This is a genomic window from Streptomyces sp. NRRL WC-3605, from assembly GCF_001509795.1.
GTDB classification, from domain to species: domain Bacteria; phylum Actinomycetota; class Actinomycetes; order Streptomycetales; family Streptomycetaceae; genus Streptomyces; species Streptomyces viridochromogenes.
On the sequence record NZ_LLZN01000062.1, the window covers coordinates 1 to 14991 of the forward strand.

The 14991-nt window shown below is 73.8% G+C and carries 14 protein-coding genes; 5 read left to right on the forward strand and 9 right to left on the reverse strand.

What is annotated here, in order from left to right:
• Positions 1-256: 256 nt before the first annotated feature.
• The 4 genes from ADL34_RS19865 to ADL34_RS19880 are packed head-to-tail and all read right to left on the reverse strand — an operon-like array spanning position 257 to position 5250.
• Complete coding sequence (locus ADL34_RS19865; protein WP_062670285.1) at positions 257-1591, reverse strand: AAA domain-containing protein; 1335 nt, start codon at positions 1589-1591, stop codon at positions 257-259.
• A complete protein-coding gene (locus ADL34_RS19870) occupies positions 1588-3195 on the reverse strand; it encodes a hypothetical protein (RefSeq protein WP_062670283.1) in 1608 nt (535 codons plus the stop codon). The genes ADL34_RS19865 and ADL34_RS19870 overlap by 4 nt, the downstream gene beginning before the upstream one ends.
• On the reverse strand, positions 3186-4331 hold the full coding sequence (locus ADL34_RS19875; RefSeq protein WP_062670281.1) for a hypothetical protein: 1146 nt from the start codon (positions 4329-4331) through the stop codon (positions 3186-3188). The genes ADL34_RS19870 and ADL34_RS19875 overlap by 10 nt, the downstream gene beginning before the upstream one ends.
• Positions 4282-5250, reverse strand: a complete 969-nt coding sequence (locus ADL34_RS19880; RefSeq protein WP_062670279.1) for a phosphatase PAP2 family protein — start codon at positions 5248-5250, stop codon at positions 4282-4284. The genes ADL34_RS19875 and ADL34_RS19880 overlap by 50 nt, the downstream gene beginning before the upstream one ends.
• Before the next feature lie 189 nt (positions 5251-5439).
• Here ADL34_RS19880 and ADL34_RS19885 point away from each other — a divergent pair, with 189 nt between their 5' ends.
• Complete coding sequence (locus ADL34_RS19885) at positions 5440-6036, forward strand: histidine phosphatase family protein (RefSeq protein WP_062670278.1); 597 nt, start codon at positions 5440-5442, stop codon at positions 6034-6036.
• 22 nt (positions 6037-6058) lie between these two features.
• Here ADL34_RS19885 and ADL34_RS19890 read toward each other — a convergent pair whose 3' ends face one another.
• Positions 6059-7537, reverse strand: a complete 1479-nt coding sequence (locus ADL34_RS19890) for a hypothetical protein (protein WP_062670276.1) — start codon at positions 7535-7537, stop codon at positions 6059-6061.
• Positions 7538-7831: 294 nt separating this feature from the next.
• Between ADL34_RS19890 and ADL34_RS19895 the strand changes: the two genes are divergently transcribed.
• The gene (locus ADL34_RS19895) at positions 7832-8269 is read left to right on the forward strand and encodes a hypothetical protein (RefSeq protein ID WP_234375057.1); all 438 of its coding nucleotides are present in this window, start codon (positions 7832-7834) and stop codon (positions 8267-8269) included.
• 60 nt (positions 8270-8329) lie between these two features.
• Positions 8330-9196 carry a spermidine synthase gene (locus tag ADL34_RS19900; protein ID WP_062670272.1) on the forward strand — a complete coding sequence of 289 codons (867 nt, stop codon included), beginning with the start codon at positions 8330-8332 and terminating at the stop codon, positions 9194-9196.
• A gap of 108 nt (positions 9197-9304) precedes the next feature.
• Here the strand turns inward: ADL34_RS19900 and ADL34_RS19905 are convergent, their stop codons facing one another.
• The 4 genes from ADL34_RS19905 to ADL34_RS19920 all read right to left on the reverse strand — a co-directional run bounded on the left by ADL34_RS19905 (position 9305) and on the right by ADL34_RS19920 (position 12657).
• Complete coding sequence (locus ADL34_RS19905; protein ID WP_062670270.1) at positions 9305-9760, reverse strand: type VII secretion target; 456 nt, start codon at positions 9758-9760, stop codon at positions 9305-9307.
• Between the two features lie 20 nt (positions 9761-9780).
• Positions 9781-10251: a hypothetical protein gene (locus tag ADL34_RS19910; RefSeq protein WP_062670268.1), complete on the reverse strand. Its 471-nt coding sequence runs from the start codon at positions 10249-10251 to the stop codon at positions 9781-9783.
• Between the two features lie 58 nt (positions 10252-10309).
• Positions 10310-11971 carry an alpha/beta hydrolase gene (locus ADL34_RS19915; RefSeq protein ID WP_062670266.1) on the reverse strand — a complete coding sequence of 554 codons (1662 nt, stop codon included), beginning with the start codon at positions 11969-11971 and terminating at the stop codon, positions 10310-10312.
• Between the two features lie 158 nt (positions 11972-12129).
• Positions 12130-12657 carry a hypothetical protein gene (locus tag ADL34_RS19920; RefSeq protein WP_062670264.1) on the reverse strand — a complete coding sequence of 176 codons (528 nt, stop codon included), beginning with the start codon at positions 12655-12657 and terminating at the stop codon, positions 12130-12132.
• Between the two features lie 109 nt (positions 12658-12766).
• Between ADL34_RS19920 and ADL34_RS19925 the strand changes: the two genes are divergently transcribed.
• On the forward strand, positions 12767-13498 hold the full coding sequence (locus ADL34_RS19925) for a response regulator transcription factor (RefSeq protein WP_062739802.1): 732 nt from the start codon (positions 12767-12769) through the stop codon (positions 13496-13498).
• The gene (locus ADL34_RS19930) at positions 13495-14898 is read left to right on the forward strand and encodes a sensor histidine kinase (protein ID WP_062670260.1); all 1404 of its coding nucleotides are present in this window, start codon (positions 13495-13497) and stop codon (positions 14896-14898) included. Before ADL34_RS19925 ends, ADL34_RS19930 begins: the two co-directional genes overlap by 4 nt.
• The last annotated feature ends 93 nt before the right edge of the window (positions 14899-14991 follow it).

Sequence of the window (14991 nt, forward strand, 5' to 3'; positions counted from 1 at the left end):
CACCCCCCAGATCATCAACAACAGGAGGGGGAAGTCATGCCGGACCCGAAGGCCGGAAGCCCCATTGCGGAGCCACGAAAAAGGTAACGGGGGGGGGGAGGCTTCTTCCGTCCCCTACGGCCGGTAGGGCACCCGGTGTTCCGCCAGGCGGGCAAGGACCGCGTGGTTCGCCTCCCAGCCGTCCGGGCTGTGTTCTTCGGCCGCCTCCGGCGGCGGTGCCGGACTCCGTCCGGCGGTCGGGCGGTGCGGGGGTGCCCTACGGCCGGTAGGGCACCCGGTGCTCCGCCAGGCGGGCCAGGACCGCGTGGTTCGCCTCCCAGCCGTCCGGGAACTTCACCAGCGTGCCCAGCTGGACCGGTTCCGTGGACGGGTAGTCGTCCAGGAGTTCCCCGACGCCTGCCCGGCACACCACGATGCACGCGTGCCGGTGCCGGGAGGTCAGGACGCACAGGCGGCCCGTCTCCAGGTGGAACGCCGTGGCGTCGGGGCGGCCGGACAGGGGGTGCAGGACGACCGTCACGTCGTACTCCCGCCCCTGGAGCCGGTTCGCGGTGTCGACGGTGACGTCCGTCACCCCCAGCTCGGCCAGGGCCGCGCGGACCGCCGCCGCCTGGTCCCGGTGCGCGGTGCCGACCGCGATCCGGCCGGCCGCGAGCGGCACCGGGTCGGGGGAGCGCTCCGAGGTGGCCGCGCCACCCCGGTCCAGCAGCCGCCGTACCACCGCGGCGACCGCCCGCACCGCCTCCGGGTCCGTGCGCGGAGTGTGCCGGGCGGGCAGCTCCAGCAGTCCCCAGCCCGACACGGCCGCCTCGTCGATCACCCGGTCGGGGCCGGAGCCGTCCGACGCCACGGCGAAGGAGAGCCGCCGGTCGCCGGGACCGGTGCCGCTGCGGAACGGCGTGTACGGGTAGAACGCGTCGGAGACGAGCGGCGCCGCGGACGCGGGCAGCCGCCACGACACCGGCAGCCGGTGCTGGGGCAGCTCGGGATTGTGGGCCAGCAGCGTGGTGACGGCGGACGCCGCCGGGTCGTACGACAGGCCCGCCCACTGCTCGCCGCCCACGATCGAGAACGGGTCCAGCTGACCCGGGTCACCGACGAACAGCGCCCGCTCGAACAGCCCCGCCACGGCGAGCAGCGCGTCCGAGCGCATCTGGTACGCCTCGTCCACGATCGCGTGCGGCCACGGCTCGTCCGTCTTCACATGCCCCCACTTGGCCGCCGTCGAGACGACCACCGGCAGGCCCGCCAGATCACCTGCCTTCGCGGACGTGCGGACCTGCGGCAAATCGTCCAGCGCCTTGTCGTACGGGTCCGTGTCACTGCTGTGCAGCCGGCCCACGGGCAGCTCGGGGTTCTTCGCGGCGAGCGACAGCACGAGGTCGTCCACCTGTGCGTTCGTCTGCGCCACGATCATCAGCGGCCGCCCCGCCTCGGCGAGTTCCAGCGCCGCGCGCACCACGAGCGTGGACTTGCCCGCGCCGGGCGGGGAGTCGACCACCACACCGCGCGCGGTGCCGTGCAGCGTGTCGTGGAGGATCGCCCCGGTGGCCTCGGCCGCCGCGGCGCCCGGATCGAACGTGACGGTCACAGGACGTCCTCCTCGGTCAGCGCGTCGGCGGCCTCGGGCACCGGCTCCCCGGGCGGCCCGCCGTGCGTCCACGGTGTCTGCTCCGGCTCGGGCAGCTTCGGGCCGCCCCGCTGCTCGTGCTCGAACAGCGTGAAGCACAGCAGGTCGCCCTTCCCGGGCACCGAACCCTCCTCCGGCTCCTTGCCGCGCCCCATCTTGTCCAGCACCCGCAGCACCACCAGGACGTCCCCGTCCGCGCCGAGGGGGCCCTCGTACCCGACGAACTCCGCCGACTGCGGCTTCCCGCCCAGTGAACGGAACACCTTGGCGCGCTCGCCCAGATGCGGCCGGTCCCGCGTGCGGACGGTCACCAGCGGGCGCGGGCTGGGCCGCTTGCCCTCGCTGTACGCCATCACCACGTCGACGACCTCGCCCGCGAACGCCTCACCGGCCAGCCGCCGCCCCGCCATCACCAGCGGGTCGTCCAGAGCCTCCTGCGCCTCCAGCCGGGCCTGCTCCCGCTCGCGCGCGGCGAGCTTGGATGCGGCGGTCACCGCGTCGTCGCGGCGCGGCTGCGGGGGTTCCCCGGCGAGCACCCGGTCGCGGTGGCCGGTGAACGACCAGCGGTCGCGGGTCCAGCGCTCCTCCACCCGGCTCCCCTCGGGCAGCTCCCGCAGCCGGTCGAGGCCCCGCCACACCGCGTCCCAGGTGGGCCGGGTCCGGCTCTCGACGAGGGCCCGGATCTCCCGCTCGGCGGCGGTGAGGTCACCGAGCCGGTCGTCGGCCTCCAGCCCGTCCTCGGCGGTGGCGAGGGCGGTGCGGGCACGGTCGTAGCGCTCGATGGCCGGGGCCAGCAGCTTGTTGTCGAACGCCGGGTCGGTCGCGGGGCCCGCCGGCGGGCACAGCAGCTGGCCGTCCCGGTCCCGGGCGAGCTCGGCGCGCAGGGCCGCCTCGGCGCCCGACCCGCCCTCGGGCGGGTCGATCCAGGCGAGCAGCGCGCCCAGGTGCTGGTCCTCCAGGGTGGACTGCCCGGTCGCCCAGTGCCGGGCCAGGACGTCCGTCATGGCCAGCAGCAGCGAGGAGCCGGGCACCCGGGCCCGCTCGCCGAAGTGGGTCAGCCACCGGCCGAGCAGCGGCACGCGCGGGGGCGCCGGATACGGAGCCTCCGGGTCCTGCTCCGCCGTCCGGCGGAACCGCATCGAGCGGCCCAGCAGCCGCACGAAGTCGACGCCCGCGCGGCTCGGCACGATCAACTGCGGGGCGTCCGCGCACAGGTCCACCTCGACCTTGACCCGCTTGCCGGTCTCCGGGTCGGTCTCGGTGCGCTCCGCCGCCTCCACGGCCTCGGCGTGCGCGTCGATGTACGGCAGGACGATGTCCGCCAGCTCGGCCAGGAAGGCGAACCGCAGGTCGCGGTCGCGCGGCTGCGGCACGGCCAGCAGATGCGGGGCGTCCCGGTCGGTGCCGACCAGCGCGCCGAGCGGGGCTCCGGCCTCACCCGCGGTGGTGAGCGGCACGAAGACCAGCGGACGGTCGGACAGATGCCGGTGCCGCACGGTCGCGGCGGGCTGCGCGCGGCCGGACTCGACCGCCTCCAGCCGGGCGAGGGTGGCGATCAGGGACACGGGACCGCCTCCTTCGCCGCGAGGGCCTCGGCCCGCAGCCGGGCCGCCCGGCGCAGGGCCGCGACCGCCGGGTCGTCCGGGTCTCCGGACATGCCACGGGCCGCCGACAGGACGTCCTCGACCGTGCTGAGGCCGCCGAGCTCGGCCCGCACCGAGCGGCCCAGCGAGGTCACCGCGCCGGACGCGCGGGAGCGGGCCCGGCAGTGGAACGCCAGCTCGCACGCGGACAGGCACTCCGGCGCGTAGCTCGCCGGGACGGACTCGACGGCGGCCGTCAGCGCGGGGGCGGGCAGCTCGGGCGAGAAGCACGTGCCCTCGGGGAGCGCGGCCGCGATGTCCTCGATGCGGGTGAGGCGGGCCAGCTGGCGGGCGGTCACCGCGCGCTGCTTGCGGATGTCCACGGCGGCGGCCGTGGGCAGGTTGGAGAAGTCCTTCGGGCAGACGAGGAGGACGCGGTGGCGCACCCTCGGGACCTCGGCCCCGCTCGCGCCGAGGCGGTCGGCGGCCTCTTCCAGGGCCAGCACGTACACCGCCGCCTGCCGGGCCGCCGCGCCGACCTTCGCGGGGTCCGCCGAGCCGTCCAGCATGGGGAACGACTTGATCTCCACGACGGTCCAGTTGCCGTCCGGGTGCACGACGACCGCGTCCGGCTCCAGGTAGGCCGGTGACCCGGCCACGTCCAGCGCGAGCATCGGATGGTCGAGCAGCGTCCACTCGCCGCGCGCCTCGGCGGCCTCGCGCAGCGCCAGCTCCGTACGGGCCGTCCGCCCCGCGGGGCCGGTCGCGGCGAGCTCGGGCACCCGCGCGCCGCCGGGCGGCTCGGCGCGGCGGTCCAGTCTCTCGTGCACCAGCCTCAGCAGCTCCGCGCCGCCGTCCGCCTTCACCTTGGCCTCGAAGGCGTTCCCCCGGGTGAAGGCGAACTGCGACTGGCCGAAGGCCGAGGGTGCGCCCAGCGCACCGGCCAGCGCCGCCTTGTTCACCCCGGCGCCGTCCAGCAGGGCGCGCCGTCTGCAGCCCGGGTTGGCGGCGAGGGCCGCCAGGGCCCGGGCATCCAGCGCCTTGGCGGGTACCTCGGGACCGCGCAGCTCAGCGAGCCGGTGCCGGAGCCCCGTCCCCCGCGTCCTGGGGGGCGGCACTCGGCTCGGCTCCGGATCCGAACCGGGACTCGCGCTGCCGTGGAATTCGCTCACCCGCGGAAGTCTGGCATCCGGCACTGACAACCGGGACGGGGGCGTCGCCCGTGACCGCCGTGGCGGAGGCGGCGGAGGTGACCGCGCGCCGGGTCGCGTACCGGGAGCGCACGCGCTCGGCGGTCCGCAGCACGTACGGCGTCAGCAGCAGCCCCACGCCCATCACGGCGGCGCCGGCGACCGCGTCGAGGAAGTAGTGGTTGGCGGTGCCCATGACAACGATCGTGGTGATGAGCGGATAGGCGACGGCGGCCGTCTTCGCCAGGCGCGTCCCGCCGTGGCGCCACAGCATGACCCCGCACCACAGCGACCAGCCGACGTGCAGGCTCGGCATGGCGGCGTACTGGTTGGTCATGCCGCCCATGCCGCGCGGAGCGCTCGCCTCGCCGCCCCACCAGCCGTACGAGCTGTACTGGGCCATCGTGTCGACGAAGCCGTGGCCCTCGGCGAGCAGCCGGGGCGGGCAGGTCGGCAGCAGGGTGAAACCGATCAGGCCGATGAAGGTCGACGTCATCAGCCAGGTGCGGGCCGCGCGGTAGTGCACGGCACGGGACCGGAACAGCCAGACCAGGATCACGGGCGTGACCAGGTAGTGCAGCGACGCGTACCAGAAGTCGGCCGGGACGCCGATCCACGGCTCGCGCGTGAAGAGCCGGTTCAGGGGGTGCTCGGCGTTGAGGAACAGCGCCTTCTCGATGTCCAGGATCGCCACGCCGTGGTCGACGGCGGTACTGACGTCGCCCCGGGCGAGCAGGCGGCCCGCCGAGTAGCAGGCGTACACCAGCAGGAGCAGCGGCAGCTCGGTCCACCAGCGCGGGCGGGTTCGAGGCGTCGCCTCCACGCCAGCTATGTCGGCGTGCGGCATCCGATCGCCTCCCCCTTCTCGTCACGGCGTCCGGTGGACAGGTCGTGACACTTTACGGTGTCCTCGGGCGCGTCCGTCGGCCGCCCTGGCCCACTAGACGCAGAGATCGCCCCCCGGGTTGCCCGGGCGGGCCGTACGCGATGATGGACGGGTTCCACCGCTCGTACCTCCCCGGAAGGTCCCCCGCCCATGGCACCGCGCATGCTGCTGGCCCGGCACGGACAGACGTCCTGGTCGCTGGCCGGAAAGCACACCGGCAGGACCGACGTCCCGCTCCTGGAGGAGGGCCGCCGGGGCGCGAAACTGCTGGGCGAGCGCCTGCACCGCGCGCCCTTCGACGGGCTGGCGGACGTCGAGGTGCGCACCAGCCCGCTCTCCCGCGCGCGGGAGACGTGCGACCTCGCCGGCTTCGGCGAGCGCGCGCAGACCTGGGACACGCTCATGGAGTGGGACTACGGCACCTACGAGGGCATGACGCCGGCGGAGATCCAGGCCGTCCGGCCGGGCTGGCTGATCTGGCGGGACGGCGTCCCCGGCGGCGAGAGCCTGTCCGAGGTCACGGCCCGGGCCGACGAGGTCGTCGCCTGGGCGCGCGAGGCGGACCGGGACGTGCTGGTCTTCGCGCACGGCCACATCCTCCGGTCCATCGGCGCACGCTGGCTGGGGCTGCCGCTCGACTTCGCGGCCAGGCTCCGGCTGAACCCGACCTCGCTGTCGGTGCTGGGCTGGGCCTACGGCGAGCCCGCCGTCGAGAGCTGGAACGACCTGGGGCACCTGAACCCCTGACGACGGCCGTCCGCGGTGTTCCTCACGCGGTGCGCGGCAGCGACGCGTGCCGGTCCAGGAACGCCGTCACCCCGCTCGCGCGCCGGTGCGGCAGCAGCACCCGGGCCGTGCCGGCCAGCATGGTCTGCACCCGCGAGGACTGCACCTGGTCCAGCAGGTCCAGCACCCGCATCCCGGCCGCGGCCGCCTCGTCCGGGCTGCCGCCGCGGGCCAGGTCGTCCGCCAGCTCCGCCGTGTACAGCGCGATGTTCCGGGTGAAGTGGGGGTCCTGCAGGTGCGCCGCGCGCCCCGCGTGCCGGGCCGCGCGCCGCCAGTTGCCCAGCGTCGACCAGCACTGCGCCTCAAGGATCTCCAGCTCGGCCTCCCCGTAGAAACTCATCCACTCGGGATCGGCGTCCGAGCGGCCCCGGTCGTAGAGGGCCTGCGCGCGCACCAGGGCCTGTTCGCAGCCGGTGCGGTCGGCGAGCCCGGCCCAGCCGCCCGCCTCGCGCAGCGACAGCAGGCTCATCAGCCGGTTCGAGCCCAGGGCGCGCGCCACGCGCTGGGCGGCCTGCGCGGCGCGGACCGCCTCCCGGGGCCGGCCCGCGTCGCGGGCGAGGAAGGAGGTGTTGCAGAAGGCGTGCGCCTCCAGGGCCGGGTCCCCGGCCATCCGGGCGGTCGCCAGGGCCTCCGCGTAGTGCGAGCGCGCGTCGTCGAACCGGCCGGAGTCATGGGCCAGCCAGCCCACCGAGATGGCCAGTTCGCCCGCGCCGGAGTGCAGCCGGTCGCTGGTCGCCCGCCGGGTCGTGCCCGCGTCGAGCAGTTCGTACGCGGCGCGCAGCGGTGCGGCCGCGCGCCGGTAGAGGCCGTCGGCGCCGTGCCGGTCGTCCAGCAGCCGGATGCGGCGTACGGCGTCCTCGAGCGCGCCGGCCTCGCGTACCCCGACGCGTCGGTAGGGACGGTCGGTGGCGGCGGCGTCGTGGGCCAGGCCCAGGGGGGCCAGTGAGGCGGCGGCCACCGTGGCGCCCCCACCGGTCATGAATGCGCGACGCAGCACGTCGCTCTCCTCGTGGTTCTCGTGGTTCTGCGCGGTGCCGAACGGCACGTGCGCGGCGTACGGATCCTGCGGGTTCTCACGGTCGTACGGCTCGTCGGCCCCTCTCGTCCCACCCGTGGCGCGGGCCGGGCGCGCGATGCGTGCGCCGGGCGCCTCCTCCGCCGCGCGCGCCCGGCGTCCGCGGACGGACGAGCGGGGAGCGAAGCCGAGGTCGGTGAGCGTGCGGCCGGGGAACATGTGCAGGAACACCCGTTCGTACGCGTAGTTGGGACAGCGGATCTCGCCGGCCTCCACCCGCCCGATGTACCGCGCGTCACAGCTGACCCGCTCACCGATCTCGCGAGCGGCCCGGCGGACCGCCGCGGCGAACTCGGCCGGCGAATGCTGCCCGCGCAGCTGCCGGAAGGCGGTGTTCGGCCGCGATGGCCTGGGGGGCTGGGACGAGGTCGGGTCTGACGACGCCATGGCCGGGTCCTCTCGTGCGAACCGTCGAACCATGCCGGGATGTGGACGGGGCGGACCGTGATCCGGTGATCGTGAGCCGTGACCTCTGATCCGTGGGACGTCCTTGTCCCCGGCGGGCATGAACGTACCTGCTGTAGCGAAGCCGCCACACAGTGTTTAGCTACAAAACGGATATCTCATCCGTGATCTGCCATGAACTGCCATCCTTTGCGGCGGACTTCCGCCGTAGCCGTTGACGCCGTGCCGCGTTGAACTCATCGGACTTGCCGAAAGGGTTCCGTCGTGGAGGTCGGGATGGAGACCAGCCGGAGCAGCGTTCCCCGAGCCGCGTCGACGGCGGCGGGGCACACGCCGACCGGAGAGTGCGGCGAGCCGCCGGGCACGGGGTGCGACGTGGTCACGGTCCCGGCGCGCCAGGGCCTCGAGGCGGTCGACATCCTGCGGCGCGGCGCCGGGGACGGGGTCGGGCTCGTCCTGCACGACGACGGCTGCGGCACCCTCGGCTTCGTCGTCCCGCCCGGCACGGCCGCCGCCTGGGACGTGCCCGGCAGCACCTGTACCGAGACGGACGGCAGGGGACTGAGCCTGGACGCCCACCCCGAGCCGCCCGTCGACGGCTCCGACTGGCTGCTGCCGCCCGGCGAGGCCGACCTCGCGACCGACCCGGCGGTGTTGCGGGCGGCGCTCGGCGAGGCCGCCCGGCTGATCCGGGCCGCCGACGACTGCCGGTGACGGACGGCTGAGAGGCGGTTCACGGGCGAGGCGCGTGCCGCACGCCGGGATAATGGCCGCATGGGAAAGTCCAGGAAGTCCCGGCGCGGGGCCGCCGCGGCCTCCGTCACCGAGACGGTCGACGGCGGGCTGGCCGAGCTCGTACCCGACCCGGACCGGGCGCGGGCCTGGACCCTGCTCCTCGACGGGGCACCCCAGTCGCACGTCGACCTGGACGACCCCGCCTACCTCTCCTTCGAGTACCAGCGCCGGCTCGGGCACGTCATCGACCTCGTCGCCCCGCCCGGCAAGCCCGTGCAGGTCGTGCACCTCGGCGGCGGCGCGCTGACCCTCGCCCGGTACGTCGCCGCCACCCGGCCCCGCTCCACCCAGCAGGTCGTGGAACGGGACGCGCCCCTCGTCGGCCTGGTCCGCCGGGAACTCCCGCTGGACCGGAACGCCCGCATCCGGGTGCGCTCCACCGACGCGCGCGAAGGGCTCGCCAAGGTGCCGGACGGCTGGGCGGACCTCGTCATAGCCGACGTCTTCAGCGGCGCCCGCACCCCGGCCCATCTCACCTCTGCCGAGTTCCTCGACGAGGTCCGCCGGGCGCTCGCGCCGGGAGGCTGGTACGCGGCCAACCTCGCCGACGGCCCCCCGCTCACGCATCTGCGCGGCCAGATCGCCACCGCCGCCGCCCGGTTCGCCGAGGTCGCCCTGGTTGCCGACCCCACGGTGCTGCGCGGCCGGCGCTTCGGCAACGCGGTCCTCCTCGCCGCCGACCAGCCCCTCCCGGTCACCGACCTCACCCGCCGCGCCGCCTCCGACCCGCACCCGGGCCGCGTCGAACACGGGCGCACGTTGAGGGACTTCACGGGTGGCGCGACCCCGGTGACGGACGCGTCGGCGGTGGACTCCCCGGCTCCACCGGACTCGGTGTTCACCTAGGTCCGTAGTCCGGCGGTTCCTTCAGAACTGCTGCTGCTTCGCGCCGGGCGGGAGCATGCAGGGGGTGCGCAGAGACGACGGCGGCGCGGAGTGTGCCGGCTCGTGACATCAGCCGAAGTCGTTCGTGCCGGGGGTGGGGCGCGTACTGACGGTCTCGTCGTACGTCGGCATGCTGGTTCCGTAGGAGGCGCGCGGGTCGGGGAGGCCGCCCGGGGTCGGGCGCAGGACGGCGGGCATCACGCCGGGCGTGGCCTGGGTCGTGGTGTCCGTCTTCTCGAAGTCCTGCGACGTCCGCTGGTCGTTCCAGTCATGGCCGTCCGCGGACGACCGGAGGTTGTCCCGGCCGGCCTCGATGCGGGCGTGCAGTCCGTCGAGGGCGGGCTTCCAGCTGGTGGCGATCTCCGTCAGGGCGGGGCCGAGGGACCAGCCGGTGAGGGAAGCGGCCGCCGTCCTCGACTCCTTGACGGCCTTGTCGGCCGGTTCCTTCAGGGTGTGCGCGATGCCGTCGCAGGCGCCGGCGGACGCGCGCAGTTCGGCCGGGTCGACGTCGGTGGTCCGGGACACGTTCGGCTCCTCTCAGCCGGTCAGAACTGCTGCTGCTTCACGCCGGGCGGGAGCATGCAGGGGGTGCGTACGGCGAATGAGAAGCGCTGGGGCTTGAGCTTCCCGGAGCCGACCGTGTCAGCCTCGACCGTGTAGTTGTTCTTCTTGTTGCGAGCCCAGAGTATGGCCGACTCGTAGGCGCTCTTGAACTCTCGGTAAGCGGTCACCTCATAGTCCCGCTCCGTGAGTTCGCTGCGCAGTCGGCGCACGATGCGCGTGTGGTCGCTGGCCGGGGCGGGGGAGTAGATGTAGTAGTAGAGGCTGTACCGGCCGTCCTCGGCCACCTCGTCGTTCTTCCCGAGGCAGTCCTCGAAGTGGACCTTCTCCGTGTCCGGAAGCAGTTCCACGTCGGTGAGCTTCGCTACGTAGGCGGTGTAGTCCTTGGCCCACCGCAATGCCTCGTCCTTCGCCATGCGCGGCAGCGGGGCGTTGACGTCGTCACCCTGGGACACACAACCTCCAGTTGAGAGCAGGATCGCGAAGACAGCGAGCAGCGTGCGGAGAACGGACCTAGAGCCCGGGGACGATGTAGCCCTCGGGGGGCAGTTCGGAGCCTCGCTTCGGAGCCTCCGCGGGCGGCTTGCCCGCGATGATCGCCCCTTGATTGCCCAGCGATCGGCTTCCTTCGTCCCAGTAACCGCTGTGTCCATGCGTGTCGATCCGGATGTTGTTGCCACCGAAGCCTCCCAACGACGGGTCGCGGCCGAGGGTGTAGTCGGAGGTGTTGTTGGCGACGGCGTCGTCGTCCGCGGTGCCGATCCAGACGTGCTCCGGGTCCATCTGGAGGTCGGAGGCGTGGTCCACGGTCATGCCCGGGCTGCCGACCGCGACCACGTCGTCCGCTCCCAGCCCTTCGCCTCCCGCCGCCGCTGCGCCGACCACCGTGGTGCCGTAGCTGTGCCCGAGGACGGTGGTGTGACTGGGCGACCCGTCGTGCGCGGCGTGGGTGCCGGCGACGAACTGCCGCAGATCCGGGGCCGCGTCCTCGGCCCGGTCCCGCGTGGCGACGCTGCCGGGGTCGGTCGGTTTGAACTCGGGGGCGTCGTAGCCGATCCACGTGATCATCGCCACGCTCTCGCCGTCGGCCTGCTTCTCGGCGGAGTTCTGGAGCTTGTCGATGCGGGCGAGCTGGCCGGGCACACCGGACATCTCCGTGTTGGTCCCGGGTACCAGGATCCCGGTGTGCGCCGCGGTGTCCGGGTTGCCCATCGCGATGATGGCCCGGCCGTCGTCCTTGGAGTCGTAGCCGAGGAGGTACAGCTCCTTGCCCTCGGGGGCACTGTCCGACGCTTCGAGCCGGTCGTTGAGCATCAGCAGGTTGTCGAGGCGCTTGTTGACCGTCTCGTCGCTGTCCCCGGGGAACCCCTCGTCCCAGTTGCCTTCCTGGATCAGATTGAGTTCCTGGCCGAGCGCCGTGCGGTTGGCGTCGTCCCGTACGTCCGTCGGCAGACCGTCGGTCGCTCCGATCCGCTTCGGATAGAGCGTGGTGTAGGCCTGGCGCTCCTCCGGGCTGAGGGCCTTCCACCACTCGGCGGCGGCCTTCGGATCGTCCGAGGGGATCTGCGGCGCCTGGACGCCCACGGCCTTCATCGCGTTCTCGACGTCCCGGGCGGACTCCGCCGCCGCGTCATGGCTGAGCGGGTCGGTGAGGATGTCGCCGTTCAGCTCCCCGAGGGCCTTCGCGCCGTCGTCGCTCGCCTTGCGCGCCGCTGTCAGGGCGTCGTCGATGGCGGCGCGGTGCTCCGTGAGCAGGGCGTTGCGGTCGGCGATGATCTGCTGGGTGTCGGGATCCTGGCGGGGGAGGTCCGAGGTCGTCCGGTCGCTCACCCAGCCCTCGTCGTCGACGTCGAAGCCGTCCTGCTCCGCCCGCCGCACCGCGCTGCGCAGGTCGGTCTGGGCCTGCTCCATCCAGAACCGGGTGGTGTCGAGGACCTCGGCGATGGCCATGGCCTCCGTCTCGACCACGCCGATGCGCGACTCGACGTCCTCCAGGTAGAAGAGGGCCGCGTCCGCGTCGTCGCCCTTCCAGGACTGGTGCAGCGGCCCGGTCACCTGCCGGCGGTGGCGGTCGGTGAGCGAGTCCGTGGTCGTCGACAGCCCGCGCCAGACCTTGACGGCGGCTTCCAGGTCGGAGAAGTCCTGCTTCATCAGCCGCGCGAAGTCAGACGCCACGTCGGCTCCCGCCCGGCCGGCCGGAGCGCTCCCCGGAGCATGGCGAAACAGCCCAAGTGCGCATGTGGCAACCCCCGTTGCTACTCACTCATGAGTTCGAAGCACTCAGCGTAGCCGATGCGTTTCCGGGGACTCTCGGGGGTGCCGGGACGGATGGGTCAGTAGGTCCCGATCTCCACCCGAGGCGGCCCGTCGTGCCAGGTGCAGAACACCGACACCCGGTCCGCGCCCGCGCTGAACTCCACCCGGATCCAGGACTCCGTCTTCCACACCTGCATCGACCAGCCCGCGCCGGGCGCGGCCGAGACCAGGGACGCCGAGGACTCGCCGATGTCGAAGACGACCCGGCCGCCGTCGGTGTCGTAGCTCTTGACCCGGCCCGAGGTGTCCGGGGAGGAGGAAGGGCTGGAGGTCTTCGGCGGTGGGGTCGAGGTGGCCGGAGCGCTGGGCGTGCGGGTCGGCTTGGGGGAGCGCGGCGGCGGACTGGGCGACGGCGTCGGCCGGTTGGTGGACGACGCCAGCGGCTCGGAGTCCCCCGCCGTCACGTCGGCCGCCGTGATGGGCAGGGCGCGCGGCCGGTCGTAGACCGTGCCGGCCATGACCGTGTGGACACCCCACCACGACAGCGTGACCGCCGCGCCCGTGGCGAGCGACCACGCGAGTACGTGTACGACTCCTCTGTGCATCGCGGGCCATACTGCCTCACGTGTCCCACGGGTGTCGCCTCCCGTCCACAGGAGCCGAGTTGTCCACAGGCCCGGACCGGTCTCGCCGGCATGGCGTACGGTGCGGCGCATGGCAAGTGTGCTCGTGGTCGAGGACGACCAGTTCGTGCGCTCGGCGCTCATCCGGCACCTGACCGACGCCACCCACACGGTGCGCAGCGTCGGCACCGCGCTGGAGGCGCTGCGCGAGGTCGCCCATTTCCGTTTCGACGTGGTCATCCTGGACCTCGGTCTGCCCGATCTCGACGGCTCCGAGGCCCTGAAGATGCTGCGCGGCATCACCGACGTGCCGGTCATCATCGCCACGGCACGGGACGACGAGGCGGAGATCGTGCGGCTGCTGAACGCCGGCGCGGACGACTATCTGACCAAGCCCTTCTCGGTCGAGCACCTGTCGGCGCGGATGGCGGCCGTCCTCCGCCGGGCCCGCGCCGGCGGAGTGGAGGCGGCACCCTCCAGCGTGCTGCGCGTCGGCGGGCTCACCGTCGACCCGCTGCGCCGCCAGGCCGAGTTGGACGGGGTGCGCCTGGACCTGACCCGGCGCGAGTTCGACCTGCTCGCCTTCCTCGCCGGACGCCCCGGTGTCGTCGTCCCCCGCAAGGAGCTGCTCGCCGAGGTCTGGCAGCAGTCCTACGGAGACGACCAGACCATCGACGTCCATCTGTCCTGGCTGCGCCGCAAACTGGGCGAGACGGCGGCCAACCCGCGCTATCTGCACACCCTCAGGGGCGTCGGCGTGAAGCTGGAGCCGCCGGCCGTGCCGTCCTTCGGCGCGGACAGCCCGGGGGAGCAGCCGCGATGAGATGGGCTCTGGTCAAGGTCAGCCTGGCGGTCACCACCATGGTCGTCCTCGCCTTCGCCGTCCCGCTCGGCCTCGTCATCCGGGAGATGGCCCGCGACCGCGCCTTCTCCAACGCCGAGCGCCAGGCCGCCGCCGTCGCCCCCGCGCTGTCCATCACCACCGACCGGGACCAGCTGGAGCGGGTCGTCGCCTCCGCCGGGTCCGACGACGGCATGGCCGTCCACATCCCGGCGTCGGGCAGGAGCGCCGCCGTCGACCTCGGCCGGCGGCGGGCCGCCGCCGACGACATCGCGACCGTGCGCCGGCTGGGCCGTGCCTCCACCACCGAGGTGGCCGGCGGCTCCACCCTGCTCCAGCCGGTCGCGCTGAGCACCGGCGAGATCGCGGTCGTCGAGGTGTACGTCCCCGACGCCGAGGTCACCAACGGACTCGCCACCGCCTGGGCCGTCCTGGCCGGGGTCGGCATCGCCCTGATCGTCGGCTCGGTCGCGGTCGCCGACCGGCTGGGCGTGCGCATGGTGCGGCCCGCGCAGCGCCTGGTCGAGGGCGCGCACGAGCTGGGCGAGGGCAAGCTCGGCGCCCGCGTCCCGGAGGAGGGGCCGAAGGAACTCCGGCTCGCGGCGGTCGCGTTCAACGCGATGGCGGACCAGGTCGTGCAACTCCTCGCCAACGAACGGGAGCTGGCCGCCGACCTGTCCCACCGGCTGCGCACCCCGCTGACCGTTCTGCGGCTGAACGCGGCCTCCCTCGGGGACGGCCCGGCCGCCGACCAGACCCGGGCCGCGGTGGCCCAGTTGGAGGGCGAGGTCGACACCATCATCCGCACCGCACGCGAGGCCAAGCCGCAGACGGTCGCGGCCGGACCGGGCGCCGGGTGCGACGCGGCCGAGGTCGTGCGCGAGCGGATGGCGTTCTGGTCGGCGCTGGCCGAGGACGAGGGCCGCAAGGTGCGGGTGGCCGGCGTGGACCGGCCGGTGCGCATACCCGTGGCCCGGGCCGACCTGGCGGCCGCGCTGGACGCCCTCCTCGGCAACGTCTTCCGGCACACCCCCGAGGGCACCGCCTTCGCGGTCGACGTGCACAACGGCGAGGACGCCGTGATCGTGCTCGTCTCCGACGCCGGGGCCGGCATCGCCGACCCCGAGGCCGCGATGGCCCGTGGGCACGGCTCGGGGAGCGCCGGCTCGACCGGCCTCGGCCTGGACATCGTGCGGCGGCTCGCCGAGTCCACCGGCGGAGACGTGCGGATCGGCTCGTCCGTGCTCGGCGGGACCGAAGTACGCCTGTGGATACAGCTCGACGGCCGGGCACCGGTCCGCAGGGGGCACCGCGGTGCCGTGCGGCGCCGCCGCCCCGGCCGACTGGTCTCTACCTTTAACCGGTCCCGATCCCTTCCTTAAGCGCACCCTAAGGCCCCCGGCCGCCGTCCGGATCAGGACCTTCGTCCGATTCTCGATCGCTAGCGTGCTGCCGCACCCACCCCCCACCCCCGA